Here is a 15,197-nt window from a genome sequence, read left to right on the forward strand (position 1 = left end):
AGCATGAACGCCACTCGCACCAGGGTGCAGCGGCGCCCTGTGCATGGGGTGGTGCTGCTTGACAAACCCATTGGCCTGTCCAGTAACGACGCTTTGCAGAAAGTGAAGTGGTTGCTGCGCGCTGAAAAGGCTGGCCACACCGGCACGCTCGATCCGCTTGCGACCGGCGTGCTGCCGTTGTGCTTTGGCGCGGCCACCAAGTTCAGCCAGCTGCAGCTCGATGCGCCCAAGACCTACGAGGCCTTGATGTGCCTGGGCGCCACCACCACCACCGGCGATGCCGAAGGGGATGTGGTTCAGACCTGGGAGCTGAGTGCTGCAGAACGCGCTGCCCTGACCGCTGAACGCCTGGCCCTGGTTGCCGCGCAGTTCACCGGCGATATTCAGCAGGTACCGCCGATGTACAGCGCCTTGAAGCGCGATGGCAAGGCCCTGTATGAATATGCACGTGCCGGCATCACTGTCGAGCGCGAAGCGCGCGCAGTCACCATCTATCGGTTGGAGCTGACAGTCTGCGAAGACGAGCAATCGTTCGTTGCCATCAAAATGCTGGTTCAATGCAGCAAGGGCACGTATGTGCGTACCCTGGCGGAAGACATTGGCACTGCCTTGGGGGCTGGCGCACATCTGCGCAGCCTGCGCCGCATCGAGACCGGTGGCATTGACCTCTCGCGTACCGTCACCATCGAACAGATCGAGGCAACGCCCGACGCCGAGCGATTGCAATATGCACTGCCGGCAGATACGTTGCTGGCGGCGCACACGCGTGTCACGCTCGATGGCGATAATGCAGCCAGATTTCTGTCCGGCCTGCGCCGGCGGGGTGATTGGGCGGATGCGGAGGCTGTTGCCGTCTACGGAGAGGTGCCGCTGGGCGGTCTGGAGTCAAATGACCACCCACCGGCACTGCTGGGCGTGGCGCACATTCGGGCGCGGGAACTCATTCCCGACCGGCTTCTCAGCCCCATCGAGATTCAACAAATTTTGGAAGGAACGCCGCGTCCACAAGCCAGCGGCATTTTGGAAACATCATGAGCAAACAAATCCGCAATATTGCGATCATCGCCCACGTTGACCATGGCAAGACCACCATGGTTGACCAACTGCTGCGCCAGTCCGGCACTTTTGCCGAGCACGAAAAGGTCGTGGACACCGTGATGGACAACCATGCCATCGAACGCGAGCGTGGCATCACCATTCTGGCCAAGAACTGCGCCGTGTCGTGGAACGGCACCCACATCAACATCCTCGACACCCCCGGCCACGCGGACTTCGGTGGTGAAGTGGAGCGTGCGCTGTCCATGGTGGACGGCGTGGTGCTGCTGATCGATGCGCAGGAAGGCCCCATGCCCCAGACGCGTTTCGTGACCAAGAAGGCGCTGGCCCTGGGCCTCAAGCCTATCGTAGTGGTGAACAAGGTGGACAAGCCCGGTGCCAACCCCGATAAGGTTGTGAACGCCGCGTTCGACCTGTTCGACAAGCTGGGCGCCACCGATGAACAGCTGGATTTCCCCGTGGTGTACGCCTCGGGCATCAATGGCTGGTCGTCCAAGGAAGAGGGCGAGCCCGGCGCGCAATGGGGTCCCGACATGTCGGCCCTGTTCGAAACCATTCTGGAACACGTGCCATCGGTGCAAGGCGATGCCACGGCACCGCTGCAGATGCAGGTTTCGGCACTGGATTACTCCACCTTCGTGGGCCGTATCGGCGTGGGCCGCATCACCCAGGGTACGCTCAAGCCCGGCCAGCAAGTGGCCGTGATGGCGGGCCCGGATGGCAAGAGCTACAACGGCAAGATCAACCAGGTGCACACCTTCCAGGGCATCGACCGCGTGCAGGCCACTGAAGCCGGCCCTTCCGAGATCGTGCTGGTCAGCGGTATTGAAAACATCGGTATCGGCGAAACCATCACCGATATCTCCAATCCTCAGCCGCTGCCCATGCTGAAGATTGACGAACCCACGCTGACCATGAACTTCTGCGTGAATACCTCGCCGCTGGCTGGCCGCGAAGGCAAGTTCGTGACGAGCCGCCAGATCTGGGACCGCCTGCAGAAGGAGCTGCGCTCCAACGTGGCGCTGCGCGTCAAGGAAACCGACGAAGACGGTATCTTCGAAGTGTCTGGCCGTGGTGAACTGCACCTGACCATTCTGCTGGAAGAAATGCGCCGCGAAGGCTATGAACTGGCCGTCTCCAAGCCGCGCGTGGTGATGAAGATGGTGGACGGCGAAAAGCAAGAGCCTATCGAGCTGGTTACTGCCGACATCGAAGAAGGCCACCAGGGTGGTGTGATGCAGGCCCTGGGCGAGCGCAAGGGCGAACTGGTGAACATGGAGCCCGATGGCCGTGGCCGTGTCCGCCTGGAATACCGTATTCCAGCCCGTGGCCTGATTGGTTTCACCAACGAATTCCTGAATCTGACCCGTGGTTCCGGCCTGATCTCCAACATCTTCGACAGCTACGAGGCTTACAAGGGCGAAATCGGCGGTCGCAAGAACGGCGTGCTGATCTCGATGGACGACGGTGAAATCTTCACCTACGCTCTGGGCAAGCTGGACGACCGTGGCCGCATGTTCGTCAAGGCCAACGATCCCGTGTACGAAGGCATGATCGTCGGCATCCACAGCCGCGACAACGATCTGGTGGTGAACGCCACCCGTACCAAGCAGCTGACCAACTTCCGCGTCTCGGGCAAGGAAGATGCGATCAAGATCACGCCTCCTATCGAGCTGTCGCTGGAATACGGCGTGGAGTTCATCGAGGACGACGAGCTGCTGGAAATCACCCCCGTCAGCCTGCGTGTGCGCAAGCGCCACCTGAAGGAACACGACCGCAAGCGTGCACAGCGCGAAGGTATGTAATCCGTGCTGGGGTGCCGCAGAGCACTCCGATACCTCTCAAAGGCCGCATTTGCGGCCTTTTTCACGTTCTGGGCAGCCATGCCGTCAACCTGTGGCGGTGCCCGGCAATCCGCTGCCGTACGTGTTGCGGTATCAAACAGATGCAATGGTATAAATCTCCAACTGTTGTAGAGCGAGACCATGGCAAACACTGTTTCAGGACGGATAACTCCCACGATTTACCTGCAGGCGCAGCAATTGCATCGGGCCCGGGCCGTCAGGATTGCCTATCTGTGCTGTGCAGTGCTGGCCTTGGCAGGCGCGGTGGGTATTGCGTTGGTGTATCGGTGGGGCTTGGTTGTGCTGGCGGCGGGCATCGGCGGTCTGCTGGGCCAATGGATGGCCGAGAAGTTCTATGTACCCTACAAGGTGAACAAACTCCATGGGCAGTACAAGGACCTGTCGGGTGCGTTCACGATGACATGGGATGCGCAACACCTGCAGGGACAAGGCCCGAGCGGACGCAGCCAGCGGCCTTGGGCCAACTACTGCAAATGGAAGGAAGACAGGAATGTCTTTCTGCTGTACATCGCAGACAACCTGTATGAGGTGATGCCCAAGGCGTGGTTTGCCGATGCCGCTGCAATCGACGATTTTCGGCAATGTGCGTCGCAGATCGGACAGCCGACGCCTTAGTTTTTCTGCTTTTCCGTCGCTGCCTGCATCCTGGCAATTGCTGCACAACGGCAGCAGCTTCATGGTGCACCGTACTGCTGATCCATCAGCAGCTCGCGCAGCCGCTGCGCGGTTGCCACTGGCTGCCTTTGATTCAGCGCCAGTGCAATGCCGATCTGCGGCAGATTGGCGGTATCGGCCAGCTCGCGGAACACGACACCGGGCGTGGCTGCCTTGGCCACCACGGCGGGCACCAGCGCAACCCCCAGGCCCGCGCCAACCAGGCTCACCAGGGTCTGCGCCTGCACGGCGTGCTGCTTGATCTGCGGCAGAAAGCCCGCATTCTGGCAGGCGAGCACGACCAGGGCGTGCAGGCCGGGCACTTCGCTCGGGCGGTAGTTCACAAAGGGTTCATGGGCCAGGTCGATCAGCCGCAGTTCGTCCTTGATCAGCAGTGGGTTGCCGGCAGGCAGGGCGGCAATCAGGCGGTCAGGCTCGACCATGGTGATGGACAGATCCGTGGCCTGTGTGACCGGGTAGCGCAGCAGGCCGGCATCGAAATCGCCACTGGCAACGTGGGCGCAGATTTCTCGCGTGGTCGATTCGGTCAACACCAAGTCGATGGCGGGGTAGGCCGCCCGGAACGCCTGTACCAGCTGCGGAATCAGCGAAAACGTGGCCGAACCGATGAAGCCGATGTGCAAGCGGCCGATTTCGCCACTGGCCGTGGCCTGCGATACGGCCTTGACCTGCCGGGCATGGTAGAGCGCCAGTTTGGCGCTCTCCAGCGCCGCCACGCCTGCGGTGCTCAGCACGGTGCCGCGCCGGTCGCGTTCGAACAATTGCACTCCCAGGTCGTCTTCCAGCTTGCGGATGGATTGTGACAGGGGCGGTTGCGACATATGCAGCTGCTCGGCAGCTTGCCGGTAGTTCAGGGTTTGCGCCAGGGTGACGAAGTGGCGCAGCTGGCGCAGATCCATTGATACCTCCTGCATATCAGCAGCTGTCAATTACGACATAGACATGTGCGTCAAACATATCAAATAATCGTCTCCATTGCTATCACCACAACGACGGAGACAAGCCTTGGGTGCATTGACAGGCGTGCGGGTGCTGGACCTTTCCAGCGTGATTTTCGGCCCCATGGCCAGCCAGGTGCTGGCCGATTACGGTGCGGAGGTGATCAAGATCGAGCCGCCAGGGGGTGATTCCACGCGCTACACCGGCCCGGCGGTGGAGCCGGGCATGGCGGCGATGTTCATGGGCTCCAACCGCAGCAAGAAGAGTGTGGTGCTGGATCTGAAGAAGCCCGAGGCGCAGGCGGCGCTGCATGCACTCTTGCAGGGTGCCGATGTCTTCATGCACAGCATGCGGCCGCAAAAGCTCGCCAAGCTGGGGCTCGATCCGGACAGCCTGCGCAGGCAGTACCCGCGCCTCATCTATGTGGGCCTGCACGGTTTTGGCGAAGACGGCCCCTATGCCGGCCTGCCTGCCTATGACGATGTGATCCAGGGCATGAGCGGCCTGGCAGACCTGATGGAGCGCCAGACGGGTGAGGCCCGCTACCTGCCCACGATTGCGGCCGACAAGACCTGCGGTCTTGTGGGTGCGCATGCGGTGCTGGCGGCGCTGTACCAGCGAGAGCGCACGGGCGAGGGCAGCTTTGTGGAGGTGCCCATGTACGAAACCATGGTGGGTTTCAACCTGGTGGAGCACTTCTACGGCATGCATTTCACCCCTGCACTCAGCGGTGCAGGTTATCCGCGCGTGATGGCACCCTGGCGCAAGCCCTACAGAACGCAGGACGGCCATGTCTGCATGATGCCGTATACCGACGCGCACTGGCGCCGCTTTTTCGCGGCCATCGGCCAGCCCCAGCTGGCGCAGGACGAGCGCTTTGCCACGCAGGCAATGCGTACCCGCAACATTGCGCAGCTGCTTGAGACGATGAGCGGCTACGTTGCACAAAAAGACACGGCCTATTGGCTGGCCACCTGCGAGCAGCTGGAGATTCCTGCCGCGCCGGTGGCGCGCATGGACGATCTGCCCCATGACCCGCACCTGCAGGCCACCGGCTTTTTTGTGGAAAAGGAAGACGCCGCGATGGGCGTGGTGAAGTTTCCGCGCTCGTCCGTGCGTATCAACGGTACGCAGCCCGCCATCGGCATGCCGCCCCGCCTGGGCGAGCACACGCAGGCATTGCTGCGCGAGGCAGGCTGGGACGAGGCGCGCATTGCGGCCTTGCAGTCGAAGGACTCCTGAACAGATAGCATGAAGCGGAGACAGAATGAGCGTGAGCAACCTGATTTCTTCTACTGAAAACCGTGCGGCGGTGCTGGCAGGCACGCCGCGCATGGGGCAGGGCTTTGTCTGGCAGGACCTGCGGGTGGGCCAGCAGCTGCGCACCTTCCGCCGCACCGTGACCGAGACCGATCTGGTCAACTTCATCAACACCACGGGCATGCTCGAAGCGATCTTCATCGAAGACGGCTACGACGGCGGCGCCATACAGGGCCGCCCGGTGCCCGGCGCGCTCACCTACACCCTGATCGAAGGTTTCATCCTGCAAAGCATGATCCAGGGCACGGGCCTGGCCATGCTGGAGCTGCACCAGAAGATTCTGGCCCCGGTGGTGGTGGGCGACACCGTTGAGGCGCTGGTGGAGGTGACCGACATCAAGCCAACGAGCAAAGGTGGCCGCGCGGTGGTGACATCGCGGATTGAGGTCTACAACCAGCGGCAGCAGCAGGTGATGGTGTATACCGCCGTGCGCCTGCTGGCGGGCCGAGGGGCATAGGCCTGCGCGGCTGCAGTTGGTGTTGCACCTTTTGCCGACCTTTTTCGCGTCTTGATGAGAAAACGACAGGAGACACAGAATGAAATACGGATTTTTACGTGGCACGGCGCTGCTCGCCGTCACCGTGGCGGCCGTCTGTGGTGCGGCGCAGGCGCAGGATACCTGGCCGAGCAAGCCGATCACGCTGATCGTGCCCTTTCCACCCGGTGGGCCCACGGACATGGTGGCGCGTGTGCTGGCGCAGCAGGTGGGCCAGCAACTGGGGCAGTCGGTCATCGTGGACAACCGCCCCGGGGCCAATGGCAACATCGGCAATGCAATGGTGGCTAAGGCGCCGGCTGATGGCTACACCGTGCTCTACAACACCTCGTCGATTGCGCTGAGCCCATCGCTCTACAAGAAACTGAGCTATGACGTGGCGAAGGACCTGCGCCCGGTGGCGTTGACGGCGGTGGTGCCGCTCGGGCTTGTCGTCAATCCCAAGGTGCCCGCGAACACTGTGCAGGAATTCGTGAAGTACGCCCAGGACAACAAGGGCAAGCTCTCGTATGGCTCGGCAGGCAACGGCAATGTCACCCATCTGGCGGCGTTTCAGGTGGTGCAGCACTACAAAATTGATGCAAGTCATGTTCCCTACAAGGGCAGCGCTCCGGCTGACGTGGATCTGGTAGCAGGCCAGATCGATTTCATGACCGACACCATCAATTCGGTAGCTCCCTTCATCAAGGATGGCAGGCTCAAGCTGCTGGCCGTCAGCACCGCGGCGCGCATTCCCAATTTTCCCAACGCACCTACGCTGGCTGAAAGCGGCATGACCGGGTTCGAGGCCGGTGCCTGGCAAGGCGTGATGGTGCCCGCCAGAACGCCCGATGCGATCGTGGAGCGCCTCAACGCAGAGTTGATGAAGGCCCTCAAGGACCCGGGCGTGCTGGAGAAGCTGCGCGTGCAAGGCACCGAGCCGCTGGGCTCCACCCCCAAGGCGTATAGCGACTACATCCAGAGCGAGATCAAGCGCTGGGCGGGGGTGGTCAAAAGCACGGGCGTGTCTCTGGATTGATTGAAAGCAAGACCATGACAATTCTCAACGGACTGGGCCTGACGCGCATTCCGCCGGAAGGCGAGGCTCTTCGCGCCGAAGTGCGCGCCTTTCTGCAGGATGCGGTCAAGGACATTCCTGCGCATATCCGCGCCAAATCCTGGAGTGGCTATGACCCGGCCTTCAGCCGCCGGCTCGGCAAAAAAGGCTGGCTGGGCATGACTTTTCCCACCGCCTACGGTGGCCATGCACAGGGCGCCTTTGCGCGCTACGTGGTGGTGGAGGAATTGCTGAACTTCGGCGCGCCCGTGGGTTCGCACTGGATTGCCGAGCGCCAGAGTGCCCCGCTGATCCTGAAATACGGCACCGAGGCGCAAAAACAGCGCTATGTACCGCCCGTGGCGCGCGGCGAGAGTTTTTTCTGCATCGGCATGAGCGAGCCCAACGCCGGATCGGACCTGGCCAGTGTGCGCACGCGCGCCGTGCCCAATGGCGCGGGGTGGCTGCTCAATGGTCAGAAAATCTGGACAACGAACGCCCAGCACTGCCAGTACATGATTGCGCTGGTGCGCACATCGGGCGAGGCGGCAGACCGCCACAAGGGCCTGTCGCAGCTGATTGTGGACCTGAGCCTGCCCGGTGTGACCGTGCGGCCGATTGAAGACATGTCGGGCGACAGCCATTTCTGCGAGGTGTTTTTCGACAACGTGCAACTGGCGCCCGATGCGCTGGTGGGGGCCGAAGGGCAGGGCTGGGAGCAGGTGACGGCCGAACTGGCGTTTGAACGCAGCGGGCCCGAGCGCCTGTTCTCGTCCGTGGTGCTGTTTGACCAGTGGCTGGCCTTTTTGCGCACCGAGGCGTCGCCGCGCGCTGAATCGCTCAGGCTCGCAGGCCAGATCCTGACGCGGCTGGCCCCGCTGCGCGCGCTGTCCGTGGCCGTGCAGGAAAAGCTGGTGCAGGGCCAGAGCCCCATCGTGGAGGCCGCTCTCGTCAAAGACCAGGGGACGGTGCTGGAGCAGTACATTCCCGCCGCGATTGCCGATGACCTGATGGCGCGGGATGGCGCCGCCATTCCGCACGAGCTGATGCTGACGCTGAACTACCTCACCCTGGTCTCGCCGTGCTACACGCTGCGCGGCGGCACCCGCAGCATTCTGCGCGGCATGATCGCGCGCGGCCTGGGCCTGCGTTGACCGCAAGGAGAAGAACATGGACCATTTGATCATCGATGCCCTGCGTGATGTTTTGACCGGGCAATGCATGCCTGCTGTAGTGCGTGCTATAGAAAATGAAGTGGCAGTGCACAATGGGAGTGCGCCAGAGGCGGATTTGACCAACATCTCTGCCACGGCGGCAACCCTGTGGCAGCAGATCGAGGACACCGGCTTTGCCGATCTGTTGCTGCCCGAGGACGCGGGCGGTGCCGGCCTTGCGCTGCGCGACGCCTTTGCCGTCTGGGATCTGCTGGGCCAGCACGCCATGCCACTGCCGCTGGCAGAAACCATGCTGGCGCGGGCCTGGCTGGTGGCGGCTGGCGTGACCGTGCCACAGGGCGCAATTGCGCTTGCGCCGCATTTGCGGGTTGAAGGCGGCGGCCTTTGCGCGGCCGGTGTACGCGGCGCCCGGGTGGCGCAATGGGTACTGGGCCAGCAGGGCGGTGAACTGCTGCTGCTGCCTGTGGCTGGTGCGCAGGCCAGCCCGAGCATTTTTGTGCTCGATGCCGATCTGCACTGGAAGGCCGAAACCCTGGTATCGGCCACGCGCGTGCCCGCACCTGCATCCTTGCTGGTGGCGCAGGCGGGGCTGGTGTCGGCGTTGCTGGCAGGGAGTCTGCTCACCACTTTCGAGAGCACGCTCAATTTTGCCAATGAGCGCCAGCAGTTCGGCCGGCCGATCGGCAAGTTTCAGGCCATTCAACACGAGTTGGCGGTGATGGCCGAGCACGTCAGCGCGGCGCGCATGGCAGCGCAGATCGCCTGCGAGGCAGGTGGCGTGCTGGCCGATCCGCTCAAGGTGGCTGTGGGCAAGGCGCGCACGGGCGAAGCGGCGGTGGAGGTGGCGTCGCTTGCGCATTCCATCCATGGCGCGATTGGATTTACCACCGAGTTTGACCTGCAACTGTTCACCCGCAGGCTCCACCTGTGGCGCCAGACGGCAGGCAGCGAAAGCTATTGGCAACTGCAGGCAGGCCAGGCCCTGGTGGCAGCTGGCGGCATGAGCCTGGACGTGATCCGCCAGATCACGGACAGCACCGCTGCGGCCTGACGCGGCGCCACGACCATCTCTGTCCGCTGCCGGATTTGGCACCTGATTGGCCGCAGCCAACGCCGTTTTTCGGCTATGGTTGCGGTTTTGTTCCTACATCCGTTTCTCAATCATTCGAGTACGCGAAGGCAAAGCGCAGGCAGTGCTGACGCACGACAAGCGACCCCGACAAAGTAATCGGATGATTGAGAGACGGAATAACGATAAGGAGTCAGTATGTTGGTCTATACGGAAGACGTACAAAGCGAGGTGCATGGCCGCATCGGCTTCATCACCCTGAACCGTCCCAAGGCGCTGAACGCGCTATCGCTGGCGATGGTGCGCGAGCTGATGGATGTGCTGCTGCGCTGGCAGAAGGATGAGAACATCGTTGCCGTCGCCATTCGCGGCAGCAACAAGGAGGGAGCGTTCGGCGCCTTTTGCGCAGGCGGTGATATCCGCTTTCTGCACGCAGCGGGTATGGCGGGCAACCCCGAACTGGAAGACTTCTTTACCGAGGAATATGCGCTCAACCACCTGATCCACCATTTTGGCAAGCCCTACATTGCCTTCATGGACGGCATCGTGATGGGCGGGGGCATGGGGATCAGCCAGGGCGGCACCCTGCGCATCGTGACCGAGCGCACCAAGATGGCCATGCCGGAAACGGCGATTGGCCTGTTCCCCGATGTGGGCGGCGGCTATTTCCTCTCGCGCTGCCCTGGCCACGTGGGCGAATACCTGGCGCTGACCGGTCAGATGATCGGCGCAGCAGACGCCATTGCATACAAGCTTGCCGACGGCTACCTGCCCAGCAGCGAACAGGCAGCCCTATGGGACGGGCTGGCCACCGGCAGCTTTGCCAATGTGAAGGCGGTGGATGACTTTGTTGCTTCAAAATTGGTAGCTGCTCCCGCGCGTCAAGCGGGCGCTGATGCTGAAATTGACCAATATTTTTCCAAAGGCGATGTGCCCGCCATCATCCACGCGCTGGAAGCGGCTGGCAGCGATTTCGCCAAGGCAACGGCAGAGACCCTGCGCAAGCGCTCGCCGCTGATGCTGTTTGTGGTGCTGGAGCAGATTCGCCGCGCCCGCCAGCAGACCCTGGCCGACGATCTGCGCATGGAGCGCGACATGGTGCGCCACTGCTTCTACCTGCGGGCAGATCGCAAGAGCGAGACGCTCGAAGGCATCCGCGCACTGGCGGTGGACAAGGACCACAACCCCCGCTGGAACCCCGCACGGATTGAAGAGGTGGATCTGGGCGAAGTGGCACGGATGTTTGTGAGCCCCTGGCCTGCGCATGCGCATCCGCTGGCGCACCTGCAGGGCTGAGAAAAGGATCGCCCCTTCAAAAGCAAAGCCGCACATCGTGCGGCTTTTTTGCAAGTGGCGCGCGGAAGGTATCAGGGGCGTGCAATCTTCCAGGCGCCACCTACACCGTCGCCGGTCTTGTCACCGGGTTTGCCGTCCTTGACGAAGTAGTACAGCGGCTGGCCCTTGTACGCCCATTGGCGGCTGTTGTCGTCGCGGACGATGATGTTGAAATCTCCAACAGGCTTGGCCGATTCAGCCACAGGCAGCGGCGGCCAGTTGGTGGCGCATTGGCCATAGCAGGCAGAGCTTCCGCTGCCCACGGCGTCCTTGCTGAAGGTGTAGAGCGTGTGCCCATTGGGGCCGACCAGGCTGCCATCAGCCGCCTTGACAGGCGTGCTGGCGCTGCTGTGCATGGTGCCGGTTGAGCTGCAGGCGGCCAGCAGCAAGGCGGACAAGGGGAGGGCCAGAGTCGAGAAGCGGGAGAACATGGGTGAGCTCCTTGGTGGACAAGAGACCCTGCCACTCTAACCAGAAGACGGGGCGCCCGCGTGTGGGACAGATGCCCAATATGGGCTGCTTTCCCTAGCGTGTATGTACCTTCATCGCGCGCTCGACCTCGCGCTTGCTCTCGCGTTCCTTGATCACATCGCGCTTGTCGTGCTCGGCCTTGCCCTTGGCCAAGGCAATATCGCATTTGGCGAGGCCATTCTTCCAGTGCAGGTTGATGGGCACCAGGGTGTAGCCCTTTTGCTCGACCTTGCCGATCAGGCGGCGAATTTCGTCCTTTTTCATCAGCAGCTTTTTGATGCGTGCCGAATCCGGGTTGACGTGGGTGGATGCGGTCTTCAGAGGGTTGATCTGGCAGCCCAGCAAAAACAGCTCGCCGTTCTTGATCAGCACGTAGCCGTCGGTCAGTTGGACCTTGCCTTCGCGCAGGGCTTTCACTTCCCAGCCGTGCAGCACCATGCCTGCTTCAAAGCGCTCTTCAAAGAAATAGTTGAATGCCGCCTTCTTGTTATCGGCTATGCGGCTGTTGGTGTTGTTCGTCTTCGACATAATTGCAATGTTAGGGGCAAAACGAGGTTTCCAAGAGCTGTAAGGCTGTTGGCGCTGGCGTTTTTGCCCAATCCGTGATTTTCCATGAATATTCAAGGCCGCGTCCTTGCATGCGGTCCACCCCCAGCGTTTGCATGAAAACCGTCAACAAGTCCGTTCTGATCTGGTACAGCCCCCAGGAAATGTTTGATCTGGTGGCCGATGTGCCCCGTTACCCGGAGTTTCTGCCCTGGTGCGATCATGCGCGCGTGTTGGAGCAGCATGCAGACGGAGTGACGGCCGAGGTGGGTATTGCGCTGGCAGGAATCAAGAAATCCTTCATCACCCGCAATACCTACGAGCCTGGCAGGCGCCTGCAGATGCAATTGGTCAAGGGCCCGTTTTCCCATCTGCAGGGCGACTGGCATTTTTATCCGGTGGGCGATGGCAGCCAGCGCGCCTGCAAGGTGGAGCTGAATCTGAGCTACGGGTTCGACAGCATGACGCTCGCCGCCGTGGTGGGCCCTATCTTTGACAAGATTGCTGCCACGATGATGGACGCTTTCATCCAGCGCGCCGAAAAGATCTATGGCTGAAGCGGGCGTCATCGATGTCGAGGTGGCATGGGCGCGCGATGGGCAGGTGCAGTCGTTTGCGTTGCAGTTGCAGGCGGGGGCCACGGTGGCTGATGCCTTGGCAGCAGCTGCCCAGCGCAGTGGCCAGATGCTGGGTGCGGAGCAGGATGTTGGCATCTGGGGCAGGCAACAACCGCGCAATACGATATTGGCCGATGGAGACCGGGTGGAGTTGTACCAGCCCCTCAAGGTAGACCCCAAGAAGGCGCGCCGGGAACGTTTTGCCAAGCAGGGCGCGCGCCGGGCAGGGCTGTTTTCGCGGCGCAGGCCCCAGTCCAAGCAAGGCTATGGTGCCTGATGCAGGTCAGACCTATGAATGAAAAAGCCACGCAATGCGTGGCTTTTTCATGCGGGCTGGCCGACGGTTTAGCAGTTGTTGAAAATCGCGTCGTCGGTGCGCTTGATCTCGGCAGCGCGCTGTTCGGCGTTCTGAAACACCATTTCGCCCTTTTCGTTGGGCATGCGCACTGCCTTGCCGGTGTCATACATGGCCTTGGCCTGCTGGGCGCGCTTGCAGTTGTCAGCCTTGGCGGCCACCTGTTTTTCCTTGGCTGCCTTGTCTGCATCGGCCTTGGCCTTGTCTTCTGCGGCCTTCTTGGCTTCCAGTTCCTTGTCCTTGCCGCTGGCGGTTTTGGCCGCTGGCTTGGCTGCCAGGGCGGCGCCTTCGGAGGAGGCCGTCGCTTCGCCTTCTTCCGGTACAGCAACGTCGCGCAGGGCAGGGCCCGTGCCCGAAGTCTTGGCGCCCGGAACACCGCCATAGCCCTTGGGGCGCTTGAGAATGTTCTTATCGGGCACATCCAGCCCTGGCGGACGATCGCTGAAGACCTTGCGACCGTCCTTGTCGATCCACTGCCATTGGGCCATGGCGGGCGCAGCCACACCCAGGGCCGCGCAGATGAGAAGCAGCTTGATTAATTTCATGGATGCAGTGTAGCGCGCCATTTATAAATGGCGCACCAAGTTGTTGGTTGCGCAAAACACCGGGTGTCCCCTTGCAGAAAATTCTGCCTCCTGCAGACCATTTACAAAAGACGGTAGAATCCTTTTTTTGGAGCTTTCACAATGCGCCTGATCGGAAAAGCGCTCACCTTCGACGATGTGTTGCTGGTGCCCGCATACTCCCAAGTCCTACCCAAGGACACCTCTCTCTCTACCAAATTCTCCCGCAATATCACGCTGAACCTGCCCCTGGTGTCTGCCGCCATGGATACGGTGACAGAAGCGCGCCTGGCGATTGCCATCGCCCAGGAAGGCGGTATCGGGATTGTTCACAAGAACATGACGGCCGAACAGCAGGCTGTCGAAGTATCCAAGGTCAAGCGCCACGAATCCGGCGTGGTGCTCGATCCTGTCGTGATCACCCCCGAGCACACCGTGCTTCAGGTGCTGGAGCTGTCGGAAAACCTGGGTATCTCGGGCTTTCCGGTGTGCGACGGCGGCAAGGTGGTTGGTATTGTGACCAGCCGCGATCTGCGCTTTGAAACCCGCTATGACGTCAAGGTGCGCGACATCATGACGCCGCGCGAGCGTTTGATCACCGTCAATGAAAAGGATGACACCACGCCTGCAGCGGCCAAGGCTTTGCTCAACAAGCACAAGCTGGAACGCATTCTGGTCGTCAATGACGCATTCGAGCTCAAGGGCTTGATTACCGTCAAGGACATCACCAAGCAGACCACGTTTCCCAACGCTGCGCGAGACCGTGCAGGTTCGCTGCGCGTGGGTGCTGCCGTTGGTGTGGGTGCCGGTACCGAAGAGCGCGTCGAGCTGCTGGCCAAGGCCGGTGTCGATGCCATCATCGTGGATACGGCCCATGGTCACAGCAAGGGCGTGATCGACCGCGTGCGCTGGGTCAAGCAGAACTATCCGCATATCGATGTGGTGGGTGGCAACATTGCCACCGGCGCTGCTGCGCTGGCGCTGGCCGAGGCGGGCGCCGATGCGGTCAAGGTCGGTATCGGCCCTGGCTCCATCTGCACCACGCGTATCGTGGCGGGTGTGGGTGTGCCGCAGATCATGGCCATCGACAGCGTGGCCAAGGCTTTGGCTGGCACGGGTGTGCCGCTGATCGCCGATGGCGGCATCCGCTTCTCGGGCGACATTGCCAAGGCGCTCGCCGCCGGTGCGTCGTCGGTGATGATGGGTGGCATGTTCGCCGGTACCGAAGAGGCGCCGGGCGAAGTCATTCTGTTCCAGGGCCGCTCGTACAAGAGCTACCGTGGCATGGGCTCCATCGGCGCCATGCAGCAAGGCTCGGCAGACCGCTACTTCCAGGAATCCTCCACGGGCAACCCTAATGCCGACAAGCTGGTGCCAGAGGGCATCGAAGGCCGCGTTCCCTATAAGGGTTCGATGGTCTCCATCGTCTACCAGATGGCAGGCGGCGTGCGCGCGGCCATGGGTTACTGCGGCTGCAACACCATCGAAGAGATGAACAACAAGGCCGAGTTCGTTGAAATCACTGCTGCCGGTATCCGTGAATCGCACGTGCACGATGTGCAGATCACCAAGGAAGCGCCGAACTACCGGGCTGACTGAACAGCGCTAATCTGATCAGAATCCCAAATTCTGGTCTTTGTGATAAAATCTGGTCTGAATTCAATTTCAGGCCAGATTTT

At 61.7% G+C, this 15,197-nt stretch carries 16 protein-coding genes; 12 read left to right on the forward strand and 4 right to left on the reverse strand.

Translation table 11 applies throughout. From position 1 onward, the window contains the following. Positions 1-3: 3 nt before the first annotated feature. The 3 genes from truB (at position 4) to ACH2DG_RS04250 (ending at position 3,536) form a co-directional block, all read left to right on the forward strand. Positions 4-1,035, forward strand: a complete 1,032-nt coding sequence (gene truB / locus ACH2DG_RS04240) for a tRNA pseudouridine(55) synthase TruB (protein WP_395024451.1) — start codon at positions 4-6, stop codon at positions 1,033-1,035. Then, the gene (typA, locus tag ACH2DG_RS04245) at positions 1,032-2,861 is read left to right on the forward strand and encodes a translational GTPase TypA (RefSeq protein WP_395024452.1); all 1,830 of its coding nucleotides are present in this window, start codon (positions 1,032-1,034) and stop codon (positions 2,859-2,861) included. The genes truB and typA overlap by 4 nt, the downstream gene beginning before the upstream one ends. 180 nt (positions 2,862-3,041) lie before the next feature. Next, on the forward strand, positions 3,042-3,536 hold the full coding sequence (locus ACH2DG_RS04250) for a YcxB family protein (RefSeq protein WP_395024453.1): 495 nt from the start codon (positions 3,042-3,044) through the stop codon (positions 3,534-3,536). A gap of 59 nt (positions 3,537-3,595) precedes the next feature. Here ACH2DG_RS04250 and ACH2DG_RS04255 read toward each other — a convergent pair whose 3' ends face one another. Then, positions 3,596-4,495, reverse strand: coding sequence for a LysR family transcriptional regulator (locus tag ACH2DG_RS04255; protein ID WP_395024454.1), 900 nt, complete (start codon positions 4,493-4,495; stop codon positions 3,596-3,598). Between the two features lie 106 nt (positions 4,496-4,601). Here ACH2DG_RS04255 and ACH2DG_RS04260 point away from each other — a divergent pair, with 106 nt between their 5' ends. From ACH2DG_RS04260 to ACH2DG_RS04285, 6 genes are all read left to right on the forward strand, one after another. Beyond that, on the forward strand, positions 4,602-5,777 hold the full coding sequence (locus ACH2DG_RS04260; protein ID WP_395024455.1) for a CaiB/BaiF CoA transferase family protein: 1,176 nt from the start codon (positions 4,602-4,604) through the stop codon (positions 5,775-5,777). A gap of 25 nt (positions 5,778-5,802) precedes the next feature. Then, complete coding sequence (locus tag ACH2DG_RS04265) at positions 5,803-6,312, forward strand: MaoC family dehydratase (protein ID WP_395024456.1); 510 nt, start codon at positions 5,803-5,805, stop codon at positions 6,310-6,312. 79 nt (positions 6,313-6,391) lie between these two features. After that, positions 6,392-7,369: a Bug family tripartite tricarboxylate transporter substrate binding protein gene (locus ACH2DG_RS04270; RefSeq protein WP_395024457.1), complete on the forward strand. Its 978-nt coding sequence runs from the start codon at positions 6,392-6,394 to the stop codon at positions 7,367-7,369. A gap of 14 nt (positions 7,370-7,383) precedes the next feature. Beyond that, positions 7,384-8,541: an acyl-CoA dehydrogenase family protein gene (locus ACH2DG_RS04275; protein WP_395024458.1), complete on the forward strand. Its 1,158-nt coding sequence runs from the start codon at positions 7,384-7,386 to the stop codon at positions 8,539-8,541. A gap of 16 nt (positions 8,542-8,557) precedes the next feature. Further along, positions 8,558-9,613, forward strand: coding sequence for an acyl-CoA dehydrogenase family protein (locus ACH2DG_RS04280; protein WP_395024459.1), 1,056 nt, complete (start codon positions 8,558-8,560; stop codon positions 9,611-9,613). Between the two features lie 216 nt (positions 9,614-9,829). After that, complete coding sequence (locus tag ACH2DG_RS04285; RefSeq protein ID WP_395024460.1) at positions 9,830-10,927, forward strand: enoyl-CoA hydratase/isomerase family protein; 1,098 nt, start codon at positions 9,830-9,832, stop codon at positions 10,925-10,927. A gap of 71 nt (positions 10,928-10,998) precedes the next feature. On the opposite strand, the gene ACH2DG_RS04290 is transcribed toward ACH2DG_RS04285, so the two are convergent. Next, on the reverse strand, positions 10,999-11,397 hold the full coding sequence (locus ACH2DG_RS04290) for an ATP-binding protein (RefSeq protein ID WP_395024461.1): 399 nt from the start codon (positions 11,395-11,397) through the stop codon (positions 10,999-11,001). A gap of 94 nt (positions 11,398-11,491) precedes the next feature. Next, a complete protein-coding gene (smpB, locus tag ACH2DG_RS04295; RefSeq protein WP_395024462.1) occupies positions 11,492-11,965 on the reverse strand; it encodes an SsrA-binding protein SmpB in 474 nt (157 codons plus the stop codon). 134 nt (positions 11,966-12,099) lie between these two features. Between smpB and ACH2DG_RS04300 the strand changes: the two genes are divergently transcribed. Together ACH2DG_RS04300 and ACH2DG_RS04305 are read left to right on the forward strand one after the other, a co-directional pair. After that, positions 12,100-12,540 (forward strand): type II toxin-antitoxin system RatA family toxin, encoded by a 441-nt coding sequence (locus ACH2DG_RS04300; protein WP_395024463.1) that lies wholly within the window; start codon positions 12,100-12,102, stop codon positions 12,538-12,540. Next, positions 12,533-12,877 carry an RnfH family protein gene (locus ACH2DG_RS04305; protein ID WP_395024464.1) on the forward strand — a complete coding sequence of 115 codons (345 nt, stop codon included), beginning with the start codon at positions 12,533-12,535 and terminating at the stop codon, positions 12,875-12,877. The genes ACH2DG_RS04300 and ACH2DG_RS04305 overlap by 8 nt, the downstream gene beginning before the upstream one ends. Positions 12,878-12,945: 68 nt before the next feature. Here ACH2DG_RS04305 and ACH2DG_RS04310 read toward each other — a convergent pair whose 3' ends face one another. Then, a complete protein-coding gene (locus ACH2DG_RS04310) occupies positions 12,946-13,500 on the reverse strand; it encodes a DUF4124 domain-containing protein (RefSeq protein ID WP_395024465.1) in 555 nt (184 codons plus the stop codon). Between the two features lie 141 nt (positions 13,501-13,641). On the opposite strand from ACH2DG_RS04310, the gene guaB reads away from it, so the two are divergent. After that, positions 13,642-15,117, forward strand: coding sequence for an IMP dehydrogenase (gene guaB / locus ACH2DG_RS04315; RefSeq protein ID WP_395024466.1), 1,476 nt, complete (start codon positions 13,642-13,644; stop codon positions 15,115-15,117). Positions 15,118-15,197 lie beyond the last annotated feature (80 nt).

Origin of the sequence: Comamonas odontotermitis, from assembly GCF_040396735.1 — a bacterium.
Taxonomy (GTDB): Bacteria; Pseudomonadota; Gammaproteobacteria; order Burkholderiales; family Burkholderiaceae_C; genus Comamonas; species Comamonas odontotermitis_C.